General features: G+C 73.0%; 16 protein-coding genes and 1 riboswitch. Of the genes, 4 read left to right on the top strand and 12 right to left on the bottom strand.

Annotated features, from left to right (window positions below; genetic code table 11):
* Nucleotides 1-23: 23 nt before the first annotated feature.
* Both E7Z53_RS06465 and dnaK read right to left on the bottom strand, forming a co-directional pair.
* Nucleotides 24-686 (bottom strand): nucleotide exchange factor GrpE, encoded by a 663-nt coding sequence (locus tag E7Z53_RS06465; RefSeq protein WP_176337406.1) that lies wholly within the window; start codon nt 684-686, stop codon nt 24-26.
* The gene (gene dnaK, locus E7Z53_RS06460; RefSeq protein WP_031282565.1) at nt 683-2,539 is read right to left on the bottom strand and encodes a molecular chaperone DnaK; all 1,857 of its coding nucleotides are present in this window, start codon (nt 2,537-2,539) and stop codon (nt 683-685) included. The genes E7Z53_RS06465 and dnaK overlap by 4 nt, the downstream gene beginning before the upstream one ends.
* 325 nt (nt 2,540-2,864) lie before the next feature.
* Between dnaK and E7Z53_RS06455 the strand changes: the two genes are divergently transcribed.
* The 4 genes from E7Z53_RS06455 (at nt 2,865) to E7Z53_RS06440 (ending at nt 6,951) form a co-directional block, all read left to right on the top strand.
* Nucleotides 2,865-4,838 (top strand): BCCT family transporter, encoded by a 1,974-nt coding sequence (locus tag E7Z53_RS06455; RefSeq protein ID WP_241482885.1) that lies wholly within the window; start codon nt 2,865-2,867, stop codon nt 4,836-4,838.
* A gap of 84 nt (nt 4,839-4,922) precedes the next feature.
* Nucleotides 4,923-5,450: a low molecular weight protein-tyrosine-phosphatase gene (locus E7Z53_RS06450; protein WP_035928265.1), complete on the top strand. Its 528-nt coding sequence runs from the start codon at nt 4,923-4,925 to the stop codon at nt 5,448-5,450.
* Complete coding sequence (locus E7Z53_RS06445; protein ID WP_035928261.1) at nt 5,447-6,040, top strand: uridine kinase family protein; 594 nt, start codon at nt 5,447-5,449, stop codon at nt 6,038-6,040. The genes E7Z53_RS06450 and E7Z53_RS06445 overlap by 4 nt, the downstream gene beginning before the upstream one ends.
* 29 nt (nt 6,041-6,069) lie before the next feature.
* Entirely contained in the window at nt 6,070-6,951 is an 882-nt protein-coding gene (locus E7Z53_RS06440) for an aminotransferase class IV (protein WP_035928258.1), read from the top strand.
* Between the two features lie 8 nt (nt 6,952-6,959).
* On the opposite strand, the gene E7Z53_RS06435 is transcribed toward E7Z53_RS06440, so the two are convergent.
* The 10 genes from E7Z53_RS06435 to E7Z53_RS06390 all read right to left on the bottom strand — a co-directional run bounded on the left by E7Z53_RS06435 (nt 6,960) and on the right by E7Z53_RS06390 (nt 17,523).
* Nucleotides 6,960-7,757 carry an energy-coupling factor transporter transmembrane component T family protein gene (locus tag E7Z53_RS06435; protein WP_017832611.1) on the bottom strand — a complete coding sequence of 266 codons (798 nt, stop codon included), beginning with the start codon at nt 7,755-7,757 and terminating at the stop codon, nt 6,960-6,962.
* The gene (locus tag E7Z53_RS06430) at nt 7,754-9,544 is read right to left on the bottom strand and encodes an ABC transporter ATP-binding protein (protein ID WP_217905476.1); all 1,791 of its coding nucleotides are present in this window, start codon (nt 9,542-9,544) and stop codon (nt 7,754-7,756) included. Before E7Z53_RS06430 ends, E7Z53_RS06435 begins: the two co-directional genes overlap by 4 nt.
* Nucleotides 9,541-10,161: an ECF transporter S component gene (locus E7Z53_RS06425; protein WP_035928249.1), complete on the bottom strand. Its 621-nt coding sequence runs from the start codon at nt 10,159-10,161 to the stop codon at nt 9,541-9,543. Before E7Z53_RS06425 ends, E7Z53_RS06430 begins: the two co-directional genes overlap by 4 nt.
* A 90-nt stretch (nt 10,162-10,251) precedes the next feature.
* Nucleotides 10,252-10,371: riboswitch (TPP riboswitch) on the bottom strand.
* Between the two features lie 137 nt (nt 10,372-10,508).
* Nucleotides 10,509-10,787: a DUF4235 domain-containing protein gene (locus E7Z53_RS06420; protein WP_176337405.1), complete on the bottom strand. Its 279-nt coding sequence runs from the start codon at nt 10,785-10,787 to the stop codon at nt 10,509-10,511.
* A 60-nt stretch (nt 10,788-10,847) separates the two neighbouring features.
* Nucleotides 10,848-11,315: a monovalent cation/H(+) antiporter subunit G gene (gene mnhG / locus E7Z53_RS06415; RefSeq protein ID WP_017832615.1), complete on the bottom strand. Its 468-nt coding sequence runs from the start codon at nt 11,313-11,315 to the stop codon at nt 10,848-10,850.
* Nucleotides 11,312-11,581 (bottom strand): monovalent cation/H+ antiporter complex subunit F, encoded by a 270-nt coding sequence (locus tag E7Z53_RS06410; RefSeq protein ID WP_172604427.1) that lies wholly within the window; start codon nt 11,579-11,581, stop codon nt 11,312-11,314. The genes mnhG and E7Z53_RS06410 overlap by 4 nt, the downstream gene beginning before the upstream one ends.
* Nucleotides 11,581-12,288 (bottom strand): Na+/H+ antiporter subunit E, encoded by a 708-nt coding sequence (locus E7Z53_RS06405; RefSeq protein ID WP_035928246.1) that lies wholly within the window; start codon nt 12,286-12,288, stop codon nt 11,581-11,583. The genes E7Z53_RS06410 and E7Z53_RS06405 overlap by 1 nt, the downstream gene beginning before the upstream one ends.
* Nucleotides 12,285-13,925: a Na+/H+ antiporter subunit D gene (locus E7Z53_RS06400; RefSeq protein ID WP_176337404.1), complete on the bottom strand. Its 1,641-nt coding sequence runs from the start codon at nt 13,923-13,925 to the stop codon at nt 12,285-12,287. The genes E7Z53_RS06405 and E7Z53_RS06400 overlap by 4 nt, the downstream gene beginning before the upstream one ends.
* Nucleotides 13,922-14,416 carry a Na(+)/H(+) antiporter subunit C gene (locus tag E7Z53_RS06395; protein ID WP_017832622.1) on the bottom strand — a complete coding sequence of 165 codons (495 nt, stop codon included), beginning with the start codon at nt 14,414-14,416 and terminating at the stop codon, nt 13,922-13,924. Before E7Z53_RS06395 ends, E7Z53_RS06400 begins: the two co-directional genes overlap by 4 nt.
* Nucleotides 14,413-17,523, bottom strand: coding sequence for a Na+/H+ antiporter subunit A (locus E7Z53_RS06390; RefSeq protein ID WP_109268221.1), 3,111 nt, complete (start codon nt 17,521-17,523; stop codon nt 14,413-14,415). The genes E7Z53_RS06395 and E7Z53_RS06390 overlap by 4 nt, the downstream gene beginning before the upstream one ends.
* Nucleotides 17,524-17,702 lie beyond the last annotated feature (179 nt).

Below are 17,702 nucleotides of genomic sequence, written 5' to 3'. Positions count from 1 at the left end.
CCGGGATCAGGCCGGGTCCGGCCTCACTCGGCGACCGCGACGGCGACCTGGGCCGGCCGCACCACGCGCTCGCCGATCCGGAAGCCGGAGCGCAGCACCATCGAGACCTGGTCCGGCTCGACCTCGCTCGTGGGCTGCTGCAGCACCGCCTCGTGGACGTTGGGGTCGAATTTCTCCCCGACCTCCCCGAGGCGCACCAGCCCGTGCCGCACGAGGGTCTCCTCGAGCTTGTTCGCGATCGCCGCGAACGGGCCGTCGGTGAGGTCGCCCGCCTGCCGGGCCGCGTCGATGTCGTCGAACACCGGCAGCAGCGTCTGCAGGAGGTCGCCCGTCACGAAGGTCCGCAGCTGCTCCTTCTCGCGCGCCGTGCGGTGCTTGAAGTTCACGAACTCGGCCTGCAGCCGGCGCAGCTCCTCGAGCCGCTCCTCGGCGAGGGCGGCCGCCGGGGACTCCTCCGCGGCGGCCGGCGCCGGTGCGGCGTCCCCGGACTCCGCCTCCGTCGACTGGGGCGTCGAGAGGATGTCGTCCACCGTCAGGCCCTCCGGCCCGGCCTCCTCGCGGGGGCCGGCGCCGGAGTCCTGTGCGGACTGCTCACGGGGGTGCGCGGCGGGGTCGCCGGGAACGCTCCCGGCGCCGTGGTCGTCCGCGTTCTCGTCGGGTCCTGGCGTGGGGTCGGGCATGCTCACTTCTTCTCGTCCTCGTCGTCGACGACCTCGGCGTCGACGATGTCCTCGTCACCGGTGGCACCGGTGGCGCCCGCACCCGGGGCGCCCTCGGCGCCCTCGGTCTGCGACTGCGCGTAGAGGGCCTCGCCGAGCTTGGTCTGGGACTGCTGCAGCTTGTCGTAGGCCGACTTCACGGCGTCCTCGTCCTCGCCCTCGAGCGCCTTCTTCAGGGCGTCGACGTCCGCCTGCACCTCGGACTTGACGTCCGCGGGCAGCTTCTCGTCGTTGTCCTTCAGGAGCTTGTCGACGGAGTACGCCTGCTGCTCCGCGTTGTTGCGCAGGTCGGCCGCCTCGCGGCGCACCCGGTCCGCCTCGGCGTTGGCCTCGGCGTCCTTGACCATGCGGTCGATGTCCTCCTTGGAGAGGGAGGACCCGCCCGTGATGGTCATCGACTGCTCGGTGCCGGTGCCCTTGTCCTTCGCGGAGACGTGCACGATGCCGTTGGCGTCGATGTCGAAGGTGACCTCGATCTGCGGCATGCCGCGCGGGGCCGGGGCGATGCCGGTCAGCTCGAACGTGCCCAGGTTCTTGTTGTCCCGGGTGAACTGGCGCTCGCCCTGGAAGACCTGGATGGACACGGACGGCTGGTTGTCCTCCGCCGTGGTGAAGGTCTCGGACCGCTTGGTGGGGATGGCCGTGTTGCGCTCGATGAGCTTGGTCATCACCCCGCCCTTGGTCTCGATGCCCAGCGACAGCGGCGTGACGTCGATCAGCAGGACGTCCTTGCGGTCGCCCTTGAGCACGCCGGCCTGGATCGCGGCGCCGACGGCCACGACCTCGTCCGGGTTCACGCCCTTGTTCGGCTCCTTGCCGGCCAGGCGCTGGACGGTCTCGGCGACCGCGGGCATGCGGGTCGAGCCGCCGACGAGGACCACGTGGTCGATGTCGGACACGGAGATCCCGGCCTCGGCGATGACGTCCTTGAACGGCTTCTCGGTGCGCTCGAGCAAGTCCCGGGTGAGCTCCTCGAACTTGGCGCGGGTGAGGCGCTCGTCCAGGTGCACCGGGCCCTCGGGGGTCACGGACAGGTACTGCAGGGAGATGCTGGTGCTGGTCGCGGAGGACAGTTCCTTCTTGGCCTGCTCCGCGGTCTCCTTCAGGCGCTGCAGGGCGATCTTGTCCTTGGACAGGTCCGCGCCGGTCTTCGACTTCACCTGCGCCAGCAGCCAGTCGACCACGCGCTGGTCCCAGTCGTCGCCGCCGAGGCGGTTGTCGCCGGCGGTCGAGCGGACCTGGATGGTGGAGAAGTCGTCCTCGTCCTTGCCGACCTCCAGCAGGGAGACGTCGAAGGTGCCTCCACCGAGGTCGAAGACCAGGATGAGCTCGTCCTCCTTGCCCTTCTCCAGGCCGTAGGCGAGCGCCGCGGCGGTGGGCTCGTTGACGATGCGCAGCACGTTCATGCCGGCGATCTCACCGGCCTCCTTGGTGGCCTGGCGCTCGGCGTCGTTGAAGTACGCCGGGACGGTGATCACGGCGTCGGTGACCTTGTCGCCGAGGTAGGACTCGGCGTCGGTCTTGAGCTTCATCAGGATGCGCGCCGAGATCTCCTGCGGCGTGTACTTCTTGCCGTCGATGTCGGTGGACCACCCGGTGCCCATGTGGCGCTTCACCGAGGCGATCGTGCGGTCCACGTTGGTGACGGCCTGGCGCTTGGCGATGTCGCCCACCAGGGTCTCGCCGTCCTTGGAGAAGGCGACGACGGACGGCGTGGTCCGGTTGCCCTCGGCGTTGGCGATGACGGTGGGCTCGCCGCCCTCCAGCACGGACACCACGGAGTTGGTGGTGCCGAGGTCGATTCCTACTGCACGAGACATGGACGTGTTCTCCTTCGGGTCGAGCTGAACCGGGCGGGCCGTACCGGCCCCGTTGGGGTCCCGGAGGTCTCAGTTCTTGAGTTTTCCTGGCTCAAGTCTGCCACGTGAGCCGCTGATGTCAACTTAAGTTGAGCCACATCGACTCAACCCGGGGTGCCGGGGATGTGAGACGCCGCGCACTCCCTCCCGGCGGGGCAGGACGTCGGATACCGTGGAGTGTTTGAGCCCGTTCCCGCGGGCCACCGCCACACCCCCGGGTCCGCCCCGCACGTCACCGCACGCACCGACACGACACCGCACGCACCCCGACACCTCAGGAGCCACCGTGAGCACCACGCCACCCCATTCGCCGCATCCGTCCAGTGAGGCCGACGGCTCCCGCCGGCCGAAGCCGCGGGAGGTGCTGCGCGAGATCAACTACCCGCACGGCATCCACCCCGCCCTCGTCCCCGGCATCGCCGTCGAGGACCAGAAGCTGCACTACGGCACGGACAAGGTGGTCTTCACCGTCACCGCCGCGCTGATCGTGGGGTTCATCGCCTGGGGCGTGCTCTCCACCGAGTCCCTGACGGCCGCCTCCACCGCGGCCCTGGGCTGGGTGACCGGCAACACCGGGTGGTTCTTCACCGCCCTGTCCACGGCCGCCGTGCTGTTCATGCTCGTGGTCGGCTTCACCCGGACCGGGCGGATCCCCCTGGGCATGGACGACGAGAAGCCCGAGTACTCCTTCTTCTCGTGGCTCGCCATGCTCTTCGCCGCCGGCATGGGCATCGGCCTGATGTTCTACGGCGCCTCCGAGCCGCTGAGCCACTTCGGCGCGGGCGTCCCCGGATTCGGGGCGGAGCCCGGCTCCGAGGAGATGACCGTCTACGCCCTCGTCCAGACCGCCTTCCACTGGGGTCTCAACCCCTGGGCCATGTACGCCGTGGTCGGCGCGGCCGTCGCGTACGGCGCCTACCGGCGCGGACGCTCCCCGCTCATCAGCCGGATCTTCGTGCCGCTGATCGGCCAGCGGCGCGCCGAGGGCGGCCTGGGCCGGCTCATCGACGTGTTCGCCATCTTCGCGACCCTCTTCGGCACCGCTGCCTCGCTCGGGATCGGCGCGCTGCAGATCTCCCGGGGCCTCGAGATCGTCGCGGGCTGGGGACCGCTCGGCAACGGCGGGCTCATCGCGATCATCGCCGTCCTCACCGCCGCCTTCGTGGTCTCCGCGGTCTCCGGCGTGGCCCGCGGCATCCGCTACCTCTCCAATACGAACCTGCTGCTGGCGTTCCTGCTCGCCCTGTTCGTGTTCGTGGCCGGGCCCACCGTCCTGATCCTGGACCTGGTCCCCGCCGTGTTCAGCACCTACCTGCAGGAGTACCTCTGGATGACCGGGCAGACCGGCGGCTGGGGCGAGGACGCCACCGCCTTCGCCGGCGGCTGGACCGTCTTCTACTGGGCCTGGTGGCTGTCCTGGTCCCCGTTCGTCGGGATGTTCATCGCCAAGATCTCCCGCGGCCGCACGCTGCGCCAGTTCGTGACCGTGGTGCTCGTGGTCCCCTCCTCCATGTGCGTGCTCTGGTTCGTGGTCATCGGCGGCACGTCCATGTATCTGCAGCGCACCGGGACCGACCTGGCCGCCGCGGGCGGCCAGGAGGCCGCGCTGTTCGGCATGCTCGACGCCCTGCCCTTCGGCGCGATCACGTCGGTGCTCGCCATGGTCGTCATCGGCATCTTCTTCGTGACCAGCGCGGACTCCGCGTCCATCGTCATGGGCACGCTGTCCCAGCGGGGCCAGCCCGAGCCGAACCGGCCGATCGTCGTGTTCTGGGGCCTGTGCCTCGGCGGCATCGCAACGGTCATGATGCTCGTGGGCGGCGACGACGCCCTGACCGGGATGCAGAACCTCGTGACCGTCTCGGCCCTGCCGTTCGCGGTGATCGTCGCCTTCCTCATGGTCGCCTTCTACAAGGACCTGCGCAGCGACCCCGCCACGATCCGCCACGCGTTCGCCCTCACGGCGGTGCGCAAGGCCGTGATCCACGGCATCGAGGAGCACGGCGACGACTTCGCCCTGCAGGTGGAGCACGCCCCCGGCGCCCGTGCCGCCGGCGAGACCTTCGACTCCCACGACCCGGCCGTCACCGACTGGTACCGGCGGGTCGACGAGAACGGCGAGGAGATCGACCTCGCCGCGGAGACCGGTTCGAGCTCCGGCCAGCAGGCCGACCAGGAGCCGGAGCGCCCGGACGCCGGTCAGGAACGACTGGACCCGGACGAGCAGCGACCGCTCGACCCGACCGTCCGCCGGTCCTGACCGGACCCGCGCCGTGCGGCCGTCGCCCCCTCGGGCGGCGGCCGCACTTCTCGTGCCGGGACCGGACGGCTTAGACTGCGCGCTATGTATTCGATCGTGGCCGTGTGCACCGGCAACATCTGCCGCTCGCCCATGGCGGAGTTAGCCCTGCGCCGCGCCTTCGAGGCCGCAGGACTGGCCGGGCGCGTGCGGATCGACTCGGCCGGCGTCAGCGACGAGGAGCTCGGCAACCCCGTGGACCCCCGCGCCGGCGACCTCCTGCGCCGCGAGGGACTCGACGCCTCCGCGCACGCGGCCCAGGTCTTCGACCCCGTCCGCTTCGGCGACCGGGACCTCGTGCTCGCCCTGGACGTGGTGCACTGGCAGCGCCTGCGGGCGCTCGCACCGGACCGGTCCGCCGCCGCCAAGGTGCGGCTGCTGCGGGAGTTCGACCCCGCCGTCGAGGGCCTCGAGCACGGCGACCTGGGGATCTACGACCCCTGGTACGGGGGCCCCGAGGACTTCGAGTCCACCTGGGGCATGATCGACGCCGCCGTGCCGGGCGTGGTCCGCGCCGTCGCCCGGGAGCTCGGCGCCGACCGGGGATCCGCGCAGGACGCCGGGCGCGCGTGATCGACATCGAGCTCGAGCTGGATCCGGCGCTCGCCGCGGCCCACCCCGCCGGCACCAACCTGGCGCGGCTGCTCCCCTCCCCCACCCGCCGCCCCTACCTCATCGGCATCGACGGGCGTTCGGGGGCCGGCAAGACCAGCCTCGCCGAGCAGCTCGGCGCGGTGCTGCGCCCGGTGCGGGACGTGACGCTCTTCCACCTCGAGGACCTCTACCCGGGCTGGGACGGGCTCGGCCCCGGCCGCCGCACCTACGTGGACGAGGTCCTCACACCCCTCGACCAGGGCCGGGACGCCGAGTGGAGCGCCTGGGACTGGGTCACCGGCTCCCCGGGGACCCCGCGGCTGACCCGTGTGGCGGAGGTCGTGATCCTGGAGGGCGTCGGCGCGTGCAGCGCCGAGGCCCGGGAGCTGCTGGACGTCTCCGTGTGGGTCGAGCTGCCCACCGCCCTGCGCTACGACCGCGCGCTGAGCCGTGACGGCTCCTACTACGCCGAGCACTGGGACCGCTGGGCCGCCCAGGAGGACGCCTACCTGGCGGAGGACCACGTCTGGGAACAGGTGGACATCCTGCACCCCGGCCCGGTCTGCTGAGCCCCGCGGCCGCACCGACAGGAGGATCCGTGACCAGCACCGTCGTCGTCCTCGACGCCGCCCACCCGGAGGGCGTCCTCGCCGATCCGTCCGTTCCGCTCGTGCGGATCGACGACCAGGGGCTCACCCGGGGGGACGGCGTCTTCGAGACCATGCGCGCCGTCGACGGGCTCGTGCAGAAGTTCGAGGCCCACCACCAGCGGCTGTCGGCCTCCGCGCGGCTGGCGCAGCTGCCCGTGCCGTCGGCGCGGGACGTGCGCGGGGCGGTGGAGCTGGCGCTCGCCCACGCCGCCCCCGGCGGGGACGGCGGTCTGGGGGCCGAGCACGCCGTCAAGGTGGTGATCAGCCGCGGCACCCCGGCGGACGGCCCGTGGTCCTGGATCGTGGTGAGCCCCGTGCCGGAGACGACGTTCCGGCAGCGCCGGGACGGCGTGACCGCGGTGCTGCTGCCGCGCGGCCACGACCCCGCCCAGGACGCCGGGTACCCGTGGCTGCTCCCGGGGGCCAAGACGCTCTCCTACGCGATCAACATGGCCGCCCTGCGCCACGCCCGCTCCCTCGGCGCGGACGAGGCGGTCTTCACCACGGAGGGGCGCAGGGTCCTGGAGGGCGCGACGTCCTCCGTGGTCTGCGCCCGGGTGCGCGTCGGCCGCCGCACCCTGCTGACGCCGGAGCCCTCGCACGGGATCCTGCCGGGCACCACGCAGGCCAAGATCTTCGCCGCCGCCCGCCGGGACGGCTGGGAGCTCGGCTACGGGCCCCTGTACCCGGCGGACCTCATGGAGGCCGACGCCGTGTGGCTGGTCTCCAGCGTCCGGCTCGCGGTGCCGGTGCGCCGGCTCGACCACCAGCCGCTGCCGGTGGACCCGGACCTGACGAGGCTCGTCACGAGCTGGGTCCAGCAGGCCTGATCCTTCGCTCAGGCCCAGATGAACCGGTGCGTCCCGAGCAGGACGGACACCGCCGGGCCCGCCGCGGCGGCCGCAGCGCAGCCCGTGAGGACCGCCGCGTCCCGCCAGGAGTACCCCGGGACGCGGGCCCACGTGCGCGGACCCGCCCCGAAGCCGCGGGCCTCCATGGTGACCGAGAGCCGGGTGGCCCGTCGCAGGGACTGCACCAGCAGCGTGAAGGCCTGACCGCCGAACTCCCGCAGCGCGCCCACCGGACCGTGCCCGGACCCCGCCCCGCGCGCCCGCCGCGCCATCGCCAGGGTGGCCCACTCGGAGACCATCACCCCCACCAGCCGCAGCGCGGCCAGGGACGCGAGCACGAAGCGGGCCGGCAGGCGCAGCGTCTGGGCGAGGCCGTCGGCGAGGTCCGTGGGATCCGTGGTGAGCACCAGCATCAGCCCGGGCAGCGCCAGCGCCAGCCCGCGCAGGGCGATCGCCGCCCCTGCGGCCACCGAGCCGGACGAGATCCCGGTGACCCCCAGGTCGAGCAGCACCGGCCCGGAGTCCTCGGCGAGCAGGGCCGTGCCCCACCCGCTCACGAGTGCCGCCACGACCACCGGCCACGCCCGGCGCAGCAGCGCGAGCGGGCGCTGACCGGCCAGCGCCAGCAGCAGCACCTCGCCCAGCAGCACGGTCCCCGACGTCACGGGGTCCGCGCTGAGCAGCAGCACCACGGTCAGCAGTAGCGCCCCGGCCAGCTTGACCACCGCGTTCGTGCGCCCCAGCAGCGAGGTCCGGGCCGACGGCGCGATCGCGGCGGCGCTCACCGGACGGGCTCCCGCCGGACGGGGACGACCCGCACCGCGCCGGCGCCCGGCGCCGCCGGGGCACTCCCGGCCGCGGCCGCGGACCGCGCAGCAGGAACGGCCGGCGCTCCTTCCGCCGCCGGTGCCGTGCGGGCGGCGCGGCCCCGCTCGCACGGGGTGCCCAGCGCCAGCACCTCGGCGCCGAGCGCCCGCACGAAGTCCTCGTCGTGGGTCACGGCGAGGACCGACGTGCCGGCGTCGACGAGCTCCACGAGCAGGTCCACGAGCTCCGCCCACGTCAGGGCGTCCTGACCGAACGTCGGCTCGTCGAGCACCAGCAGATCCGGGTCCGTGGCGAGCACCGTGGCCACGGACAGCCGCCGCTTCTCGCCCCCGGAGAGGGTGAACGGGTTGGCGTCGGCCAGGTGCGAGAGCCGCAGCCGGCGGAGCAGTTCGTCCGTGCGGCGCTCCCGCTCGGCCACCGGCGTGCCGGCCAGCCGGGGGCCCAGTTCGAGCTCGGCCCGCACGGTGGCGCGCAGGAACTGGTGCTCGGGCTCCTGGAAGACCGTCCCCACGCGGGCCACGAGCTCCCGGCCGCTCCACTCGAGCGGGTCGGGGCCCGCGCCTCGGTCGAGGACCGGGTGGGCCCGCACGGTGCCGCGCACGGGGGCGAGCAGACCCGCCAGCGTCAGCGCGAGCGTGGACTTGCCGGCGCCGTTGGGCCCGGTCAGCGCGAGCGCGCGGCCGCGGCGCAGGGTCAGCTCCACGCCGGCCACCGCCGTGGGGAGGTCCCGGCCCGCGGCGGCGTCGTCCAGCGGGCGGCCGCGCCGCCGCGCCCGCCGCCGGGCGCGCAGCTGCCGCGCCGACGGCTGGCTGCGCGAGACGCCCAGACCGGTGGCGCTCAGCAGCGGTGCGCCGTCCGCCCCGGAGCCGGCGGCCCGGGTTCCGGCGGGACCCCCGGCGGAACCGGCACCGGAGCCTGCACCGGGACCCGCGGCGGGGCGAGCGGGCGCACGCGTGGCAGGCACCCGGCCGGGCACCCACACCCCCGCGCCGCTGAGCTCGTCGGCCGCGGCGCCGAGCACCCGGCCCGGCGCGCCGTCGTGGGTGATGCTCCCGTCCCGGCCGAGCACGACGACGCGGTCCACGACCTCGGCCCACACGGCGACACGGTGCTCCACGACCACGAGCGTGGCGCCGCTGCGGTCGAGGCAGGACACCACCGCGTCGCGGACCTGCCGCACGCCGGCGGGGTCCAAATTGGCGGTCGGCTCGTCGAGCAGCAGCAGCCCGGGGCTCATGGCCACGGCGCCCGCGAGCGCCAGACGCTGCTTCTGCCCGCCGGACAGGGCCGCGGTGGAGTGGTCGAGGGGGAGGTCCAGCCCCACGTCCTCGAGCGCCGCGCGCACCCGCGGCCAGATCTGCTCCCGGGGCACCGCGAGGTTCTCGAGGCCGAAGGCGGTGTCGTCCCCGATCCGGGACAGCACCACCTGGGACTCGGGGTCCTGCTGCACGAGACCGGCGCGGCCGCGCGCCTGCTCCGGCGGCATGCCGTCGAGCAGCAGCTCGCCGGAGGCGGACTGCCCGTCGTCGTCGTGGAGGACTCCCGCCAGGGCGTGCAGGAGGGTGGACTTGCCCGCCCCGCTGGGTCCCAGCAGGAGCACGCGCTCCCCCGGCTCCACCACGAGGTCGAGGCCGCGCAGCGCCGCCGCGTCCCGCCCGGGGTGGTGCCAGCCGAAGCCGCGGGCCTCGACCCGCGCCCCGCGGCCGGCGGGCACCACGGGGCCCTGGGTCGTGAAAGCCGTCATCGCCGCACGGCCCGCCCCGACGCGAGGCCCTGCAGCACGCCGGTGGCCGCGAGGGCCCGCACCACGGCCTGCATCAGCAGGCCCGCGAGCACCGCCCCGGAGACGGCCGCCAGGACCACGTAGACCACCTGGTGGCTCAGCGCCCACTCGTAGTTGTAGACGATGTTCTCGTGGACGCCGAGGAAGATCCCGCTCACGGCGCCCGCCACGGCCGCCGCGAGGGCGTCGAACCGGCGGTACCGGAAGGCGGCGAAGGCCAGTTCCGCGCCGATGCCCTGGACGAGACCGGAGAGCACGACCAGCAGGCCGAAGTGGGTGCCCAGGAAGCTCTCGATCACGGCGGCGAGCAGCTCGCAGAACAGCGCGGCGCCGGGCTTGCGGATGATCAGCCCGCCGAGCACGCCGGCCACGAGCCAGCCGCCGGCGATCAGCCCCACGGCGGGCGGGTAGGCGACCGCGGCCGTGCCGACCACGGGGTAGAGCAGGTTCGACCACGCCCAGAAGACGACCGCGCACACGGCGGCGAGGACGGCGGCCACGACGATGTCGACGACGCGCCAGGACGACGCGCGGGACGTGCCGGGGCGGCGGGCGGGGCGGTGGGTGGTGGTGTTCACGGTGGATTCCTCCTGGGCTCAGCGAGCCGTCGGTGCCAGGAGGGGACGGGGTTCCGCGGGCCGCGCCGGTGGCGCGTTCCCGGGGAAGCACCCCTGAGATGCTCGACTCCCTTCGCCGGTGCTAACCGGAGCAGGTTCGAGGGTCTGCGGCGATCCGCACTCTCAGCGCCGCGCCGGTCTCACCGGCGGGGCGCTCCCCTGTCGTTCAGTGGCACCGAGTGTACCCCTCCCCCGCCCGCCCCGTGCACTGCCGGCGCACGGCCGGTGAACGACGCAGGGGCCCGTCCGGCCGGACACCGGTGCGGTGTCCGGCCGGACGGGCCCCTGAGCGAGGTGCTCGCCGGGCCTCAGACCTCGGCCTGGCTCGAGGCCTTGGGGTTCGTCCGCGGCCTGTTCTCCATCTTCGCGATCTGGCGGGAGATGCCGACCTTGATGACGGTGCCCACGAGACCGGTGACGAGCGACCAGATGATGATGCCCGTCCAGGCCTCGTCCGGGTCCGGGTTCTTGGCGGGGGGCGCGTCGCCGGTGATGCGCGTCCACGCCGCGCCGAGCACCTTGTGCGAGAGCGCCACGCCGCCGAGCGAGAGGCCGGTGCCCACGAGTTCGAGGACCTTGGTGTTCATGGAGTGCTGCTCCTTGTCGTCCGAGGGGGACGCGGGTGCGCCCTGTCGATCCTGCCCAGCCTAACGCGTCCCCGGCGATCCGTCAGTCTGCTGTCCGTCCGCCCGCCGGCCGTCCGGGCTCGGCACCGGCGGTCCCGCGGCGACGCCCTCCGCGGAGCCCTCCGCCCCGCCCTCCGCGGCGCGGTTGAGGACCTTCTGCAGGTCGTCCTGGGTCAGCGTGGTCCGGTTCAGGTGCTTGGTGCGGTACGTCGAGCGTCCCACCATGTGCGCCGAGACGGGCACGGTGAGCAGCTGGAAGATCCAGCCGAGGGCGATGAGCGGGATCATGACGGGTTCGCGGTTCTCGAGGGCGACTGCCGTGAGCATGAGGAGCAGCCCGAAGACCTGGGGCTTGGTGCCGGCGTGCATGCGCGTCAGGAGGTCCGGGAAGCGGACCAGGCCGATCCCTGCGGCGAGGGACATGAGCGCGCCGACCACGAGGCACACGGCCGCGGCGGCGTCCAGGACAGTGTCCAGCACGGCGCTCACCGCCCGTGCTCGGCGGTCTGGGTGGCGAAGCGCGCCACCGTCACGGAGCCGATGAACCCGACCAGCGAGACGATCACCATGAGGATCAGGTTGTTGAGGTGGCCGTGGTAGGCCATGTCCACGGCGAGGGCGGCCGCGACGATGGCCAGCAGCACGTCCGTGGCCACCACGCGGTCCAGCAGGGAGGGGCCCTTGGCGAGGCGGTAGAGGGTGCCCGCGGCGGCCGCGCTGAGCAGCACGGCCGCGACGGCCACGGCGATCTGCATCACGGGTGGTCCTCCTCGTGGGTGTCGGTGGGGGTGGATCCCGGGGCGTCCGCCGGGGACCCGGTGGGCACCTCGTCCCGGCGGCGGCCCACGATCTGCAGGCTCGCGGTGATCGGCGAGCTGAGCGCGGCGCTGTCCGGCCGGTCCGTGCCGGAGGCCCGTCCGCCGCCCCGCTCGGCCCGCAGGGCGGCGAGCTCCTCCGGGGTGCCCATGATCCGGATCCAGGCCGCCTCCACCCGGAGGGCGGACCGGCGGAAGTCCTCGGCCTCCTGAGCGCTGCGGACGTTGAGCGCGTGGAAGTACAGCGTGCCGGAGGCCCGGTCCACCTCCACCACGAGCGAGCCCGGGATCAGGGTCATGGTGTGGCCGGTGGCCGTCAGGAGCAGGTCGGAGCGCGTGCGCAGCTGGACGCCGACCACGGCGTTGCGCGCGCGCGGGCCCACGAGGATCGCAATGAGCATCACCTCGAAGCTCGCCTTGGCGACCTGCCACACGAACGTCACGGCGAAGAGGGCGAACTGGAACGGGTTGAACCGGCCGGACAGCTGGACGGGCGGCAGGTAGAGCACCCAGGTGACGAGCAGGGCCAGGACCAGTCCGACCAGCAGGTTGCCGGGGCCGAAGTCGCCCCAGAGGGCGCCCCACACCACCACGAGCCACACCAGCAGCGGCAGCTCGACGAGCAGGGAATTCTTGGGGCGGGTCACGGGGCCTCCTCCACGACGGGCCGCGGCGCGGACGCGGGGTCCAGCACGGCCTCGACGTAGCGCTCGGGGCGGACGAGGTTCTCCGCGGCGTTGTCCGCGAGCTGGAACAGCGGCCCGGCGAACACGGTCAGGGCCACCCCCGCGGCGACGAGGGCCGAGGCCCCGCCCAGCATCGAGGGGGACATCAGGCGCACGTCGCCCTTGCCCGCGAAGCGGCCCGCCTGGTCGTCGACGGCACCCGAGGTCAGCAGGAACCGGGAGCCGGCGGGCACCGGGGCCAGCAGGATGGGGTCCGGGTACTCCGCGTCCTCCGGGGCGCGCAGGAACACGCGGTTCCACACCCGGATCAGGGCGAGCAGGGTCAGGAGGGACACCGCCACGGAGCCGGCGACGAGGGCGTAGGCCAGCCCGTCGCCCTGGTCCACGCCGGCCTGCAGCAGACCGGTCTTGCCCAGGAAGCCGGAGAACGGCGGGATCCCGCCGAGATTGAGCGCGGGCACGAGGTAGAGCAGCGCGAGCAGCGGCGAGATCCTGGCCATCCCGGCCAGCCGGTCCACGTTGGTGGACCCCCCGCGGCGCTCGATCAGCCCGGCCACGAGGAACAGGCTCGTCTGGATCACGATGTGGTGGGCCACGTAGTAGACCGTGGCGGAGAGCGCCTCCTGGGTGCCCACGGCCACCCCGAAGATCATGTACCCGATGTGGCTGATCAGGGTGAAGGACAGCATGCGCTTGATGTCGATCTGCGCGAGCGCGCCCAGGATGCCGACCACCATGGTGAGCAGCGCGACCCACATCAGGAGGTCGTCGAGCCGCTCCCCGGGGAAGAGCACGGTCTCGGTGCGGATGATCGAGTACACGCCCACCTTGGTCAGCAGGCCGGCGAACACGGCGGTCACGGGCGCGGAGGCGGTCGGATAGGAGTCCGGGAGCCAGAAGGACAGCGGGAAGACCGCGGCCTTGATGCCGAACGCGATGAGCAGCATCAGGTGCAGCTGCATCTGCGTCCCCACCGGCAGGCCCTCGAGCTTGACCGAGAGATCGGCCATGTTGATGGTGCCCGTGGCCGCGTAGATCATCGCGATGGTGATCAGGAACAGCACGGAGGAGATCACCGAGACCACCACGTAGGTCACGCCGGTGCGGATCCGCTGCACGGTCCCGCCCATCGTCATGAGCACGTAGGACGCGGTCAGCAGGATCTCGAACCCCACGTAGAGGTTGAACAGGTCCCCGGCGAGGAAGGCGTTGGAGACCCCCGCCACGAGGATCAGGAATGAGGGGTGGAAGATCGAGATCGGCCCCTCCTCGTCGCCGTCGGCCACGCCCTGCCCGCTCGCGTAGACGAGCACGGCGAGGGAGACGACCGTGGAGACCACGAGCATCAGGGACGAGAGCTGGTCCACGACCATGACGATGCCCCAGGGCGCCTCCCAGCCGCCGAGGTGGACGGCCTGCGGGCCGAGGTTCCACGTGGTCCCGAGGATGAGCGCCTCGACCGCGAGGGTGAGCACGAGCGAGCCGATGGCCACGGTCCGCTGGAGGGCGTTGCGCCGCAGGAGCAGGAGGCTCAGGGCCGCCCCGAGGAACGGGATGATGACGGCCAGGGGGGCCAGCTGGGCGAAGTCGACGGTCACCGCCTCCCTCCCCACTCGTCGACGCCGCGCACACCCGGGGTCTCCAGGGACTCACCGGGGTCCTGGGGCCGCGGGGCGTCGTCGAACTCCGTGGTGTCGGCGGGGACGTCGGCGTCGTCCTCCATGTCGTAGGAGGACTGCCGCGCCACGCGCCGGTCCTCGACGTCGTCCTGGATCTCGTCCCGGCGCCCGAGGACCCAGGACCGGTAGATCATGCCCAGCAGGAACGCGGTGACGGCGAGGGAGATCACGATGGCGGTGAGGATGAGGGCCTGGGGCAGCGGGTCGCTGTAGTCCTCCGCGGCGATCGACCCCTCGTACAGGGGCGCGGAGCCGGCGGCCCCGCCGGCGTGCAGGATCAGCAGGTTCGTGCCGTTGGTCAGCAGCATCAGCCCGAGCAGCACGCGGGTGAGCGAGCGCTCGAGCAGCAGGTACACGCCCACGGCGTAGAGCACGCCCATCACGACCAGCAGGGTCAGGTTCACGGTCATCGGTGCTCGTTCCCTCCGTCGGTGCGGATCCGGGCGATCGCGGTCGGCGATGTCGCGGAGGCCGCCGCGGTCGCTCCCGCGGGGGCGCCGGCGGACACCTTCCGCTGCCGCGTGACGCGGATGCGCGTGCCGCGTCCAGGGGTGCGCCGCCGCCGGCGGACCGCGTCCTCCTCGATCCGCTGGTCGATCCGGCCGCCGAGCGAGCGCAGGATGTCCAGGATGAGCCCCACCACGATGAGATAGACCGCGATGTCGAAGATCAGGGCGGTCACGAACTTCTCCGCCCCGAAGAGTGGCAGCTCGGCCTCGAAGGTGTAGCTCTGCATCACCGACCCGCCGAAGAACACCGGGGTGACGGCGTAGAGCGCGGCGAGCGCCAGGCCCGTCCCGAGCATCGTGCCCGCGTTGATCGGCGTGGCCAGCTCCAGCTCGTAGCGCCCGCCCGCGAGGTAGCGCACGGTCAGGGCGAGGCCGGCCATGAGACCGCCCGCGAACCCTCCGCCGGGGTCGTTGTGCCCGGCGATCAGCAGGTAGAGGGAGACCATCATGAACGTGTGGAACAGCAGCCGGGTGACGACCTCGAAGACGATCGAGCGCCGCTCGGGGGCCATCGTCCGCCCGGCGAGCAGGTAGGGGTCCTCGAGGTCGTCGTCGCGGCGAGCCAGCCCCACCTCCAGGGGCTCGCCGCCGGGCGAGACGGCCGCGGCGTTGCGCCGCCGGATCACCCGCAGCTGGTCGGTGGTGGGATCGTCCCCGGAGCGGACGATGCGGTCCCCGCGACCCGTGACGAAGATCAGGGAGGCCACCCCGGTGGCGGCGAGCACGAGCACGGAGATCTCCCCGAACGTGTCCCACGCGCGGATGTCCACGAGGATCACGTTGACGACGTTCTGGCCGTCGCCGAGCTCGTAGGCCATGCGGGGCAGCTCCAGGGAGATCGGGTCGGCCGTGCGGGAGGAGATGCTGAAGGCCGCGAGCGCCATCATGAACAGCCCGAAGGTGACCGCGATGGTGCCGCGCAGCAGCCGGCGCCCGGCCGGGTTGCGGTGCCACAGGGGGGCGGGCAGCGAGCGCAGGGCGAGCACGAACGCCACGAGCAGGATGGTCTCGACGAGCGTCTGCGTCAGGGCGAGGTCCGGTGCGCCCTGCAGGGCGAAGATGAGGGCCAGCCCGTAGCCCGTGACCGACACGAGCAGCACCGCGAGGAAGCGCTTGCGGGCCAGGGGCACCAGCAGGGCCGCGACGACCATGGCCACGCCGGCGATCAGCTGCCCGGGGCCGTCGGAGACCCGCAGCGCCCCCAGGGGCGGGGTCTCCTCCGCGATCAGCGCCACCAGCGGCACGACGATCGCCGTGATCAGGATGACCGAGAGGTAGAACATGAGCGAACCGCGCTGGGTGCGGCCGGTGATCCACACGGCGGCCAAGTCCAGCACGTTGACGACCCGCCGGTAGAGGAGCTCCCCCGGGGGCAGGGACGGCAGGGCCCGCTGGAGGTCCGCGACCTGGCTCCGGAAGCGGTGGAGCAGGATCCCGCCCGCGACGATGAGGGCGGAGAGCCCGAGGGCCGGGGTGAACCCGTGCCACAGGGCCAGGTAGAAGTCGTGCTCCACGGCCGGGAACTGGTCGACGTAGGGCTGCAGCATCGCGTCGACCGGCTGGGGCCAGAGGCCGAGGACCACCGTGAGGACGGAGAGCACGAGCGGCGCGGCGAGGAACGCGGGCTCGACCCGATGCATGTCGCTGACCACGGCCCTGCCGCCGACCCCGGCGTCGAGCTCGGAGAACTCGGCGGACTTGTGGGCGAACCCGCCCCACACGAACCGGGCGCTGTAGGCGAAGGTCAGCACGGAGCCGACCACGAGCCCGGCGAGCACCACGGTCCCCGCCGTGCCCTCGACGTCGTGGGCGAAGGCGGTCAGCACGGCCTCCTTGGCCACGAAGCCGGCCAGCGGGGGCAGCCCGGCCATGGACGCCGCGGCCACGAGCGAGACGGCGAACAGGACGGGCACGCGGCCGGCGAGCCCCGATAGGCGGCGGATGTCCCGGGTGCCCGCCCGGTGGTCGATGATCCCGACCACGAGGAACAGCGTGGCCTTGAACAGCCCGTGCGCGAGGAGCATGGCCATGCCCGCCTGCGCCGTGTCCGCGGAGCCGCGGCCCACGATGACCATGAGGAAGCCGAGCTGGCTGACGGTGCCGTAGGCGAGGATCAGCTTCAGGTCGTACTGCTTCAGGGCCGCCCAGCCGCCGAAGAGCATGGTGCCCAGCCCCAGCACCGCGATGGTCGGCTGCCACAGCGCCGTCTCGGCGAAGCCCGGGGCGAAGCGGGCCACCAGGTAGATGCCGGCCTTGACCATCGCGGCGGCGTGCAGGTACGCGGACACCGGGGTGGGCGCGGCCATCGCGGCCGGCAGCCAGAAGTGCAGCGGGATCAGCGCGGACTTCGTCACGGCGCCGACGAGGAGCAGGAGGATCGCCACGTCCACCACGGTCCCGCGCTGCGCCAGCTCGGGGGCCGCCGCGAGCACCTCGGAGATCCGGTAGGTGCCCGCGGCCTGGCCCAGCATCACGATGCCGACCAGCATGGCCAGGCCGCCGGCGGTGGTGAGCACGAGGGCCTGCAGCGCCGCGCGCCGGGCGGACAGGCGGGTCCGGCTGTAGCTGATGAGCAGGAACGACAGGACGGTGGTGATCTCCCAGAAGACGAACAGCACCAGCATGTCGTCGGCGGTCACCAGGCCGAACATGGCGCCCGCGAAGGCGAGCAGCTGCGCGCCGAAGCCGCCGATGCCGCTCGCGCCGGACTTGAAGTAGCGGGCGCAGTAGAACAGCACCAGGGAGCCCACGCCGAGCACGAGCAGGGACATCGTCCACGAGAGGGCGTCCATGCGCAGCACCAGGTCCAGGCGCAGGGACGGGATCCACTCGCCGCCCTCGGTCCAGCCGCCCTCCGGGCCGTAGACCCGCGGGCCGGAGCCCAGCAGCCACAGGAAGCCGGCGAACGGGACCGCCGCCAGGAGGTAGAAGGCGCTGCGTCCCATCCGTGCGAACAGCAGGGGCGCGACCGCGGCCACCACTGCGTGGAGCAGGAGCACAGCGGTCATCAGGCGCCTCCGGGGGTCGGGGAAGAGATCGGCGGGCGGGCGTCGAGGGGCCCGGACGCGGGCACGGACGACCTGTGCGAGCACGGGGTGGCCGGGGCGCACCCGGGTGTTCCACCCTATCAAAGGGGTGTTGCCGCTCCCGCTCGCATGTCCTGACAGCACCTGTACGTTCCCGGACG

The organism is Kocuria salina (genome assembly GCF_013368965.1).
GTDB lineage: Bacteria > Actinomycetota > Actinomycetes > Actinomycetales > Micrococcaceae > Kocuria > Kocuria rosea.
This window is presented reverse-complemented; position numbering and strand designations above follow the sequence as displayed.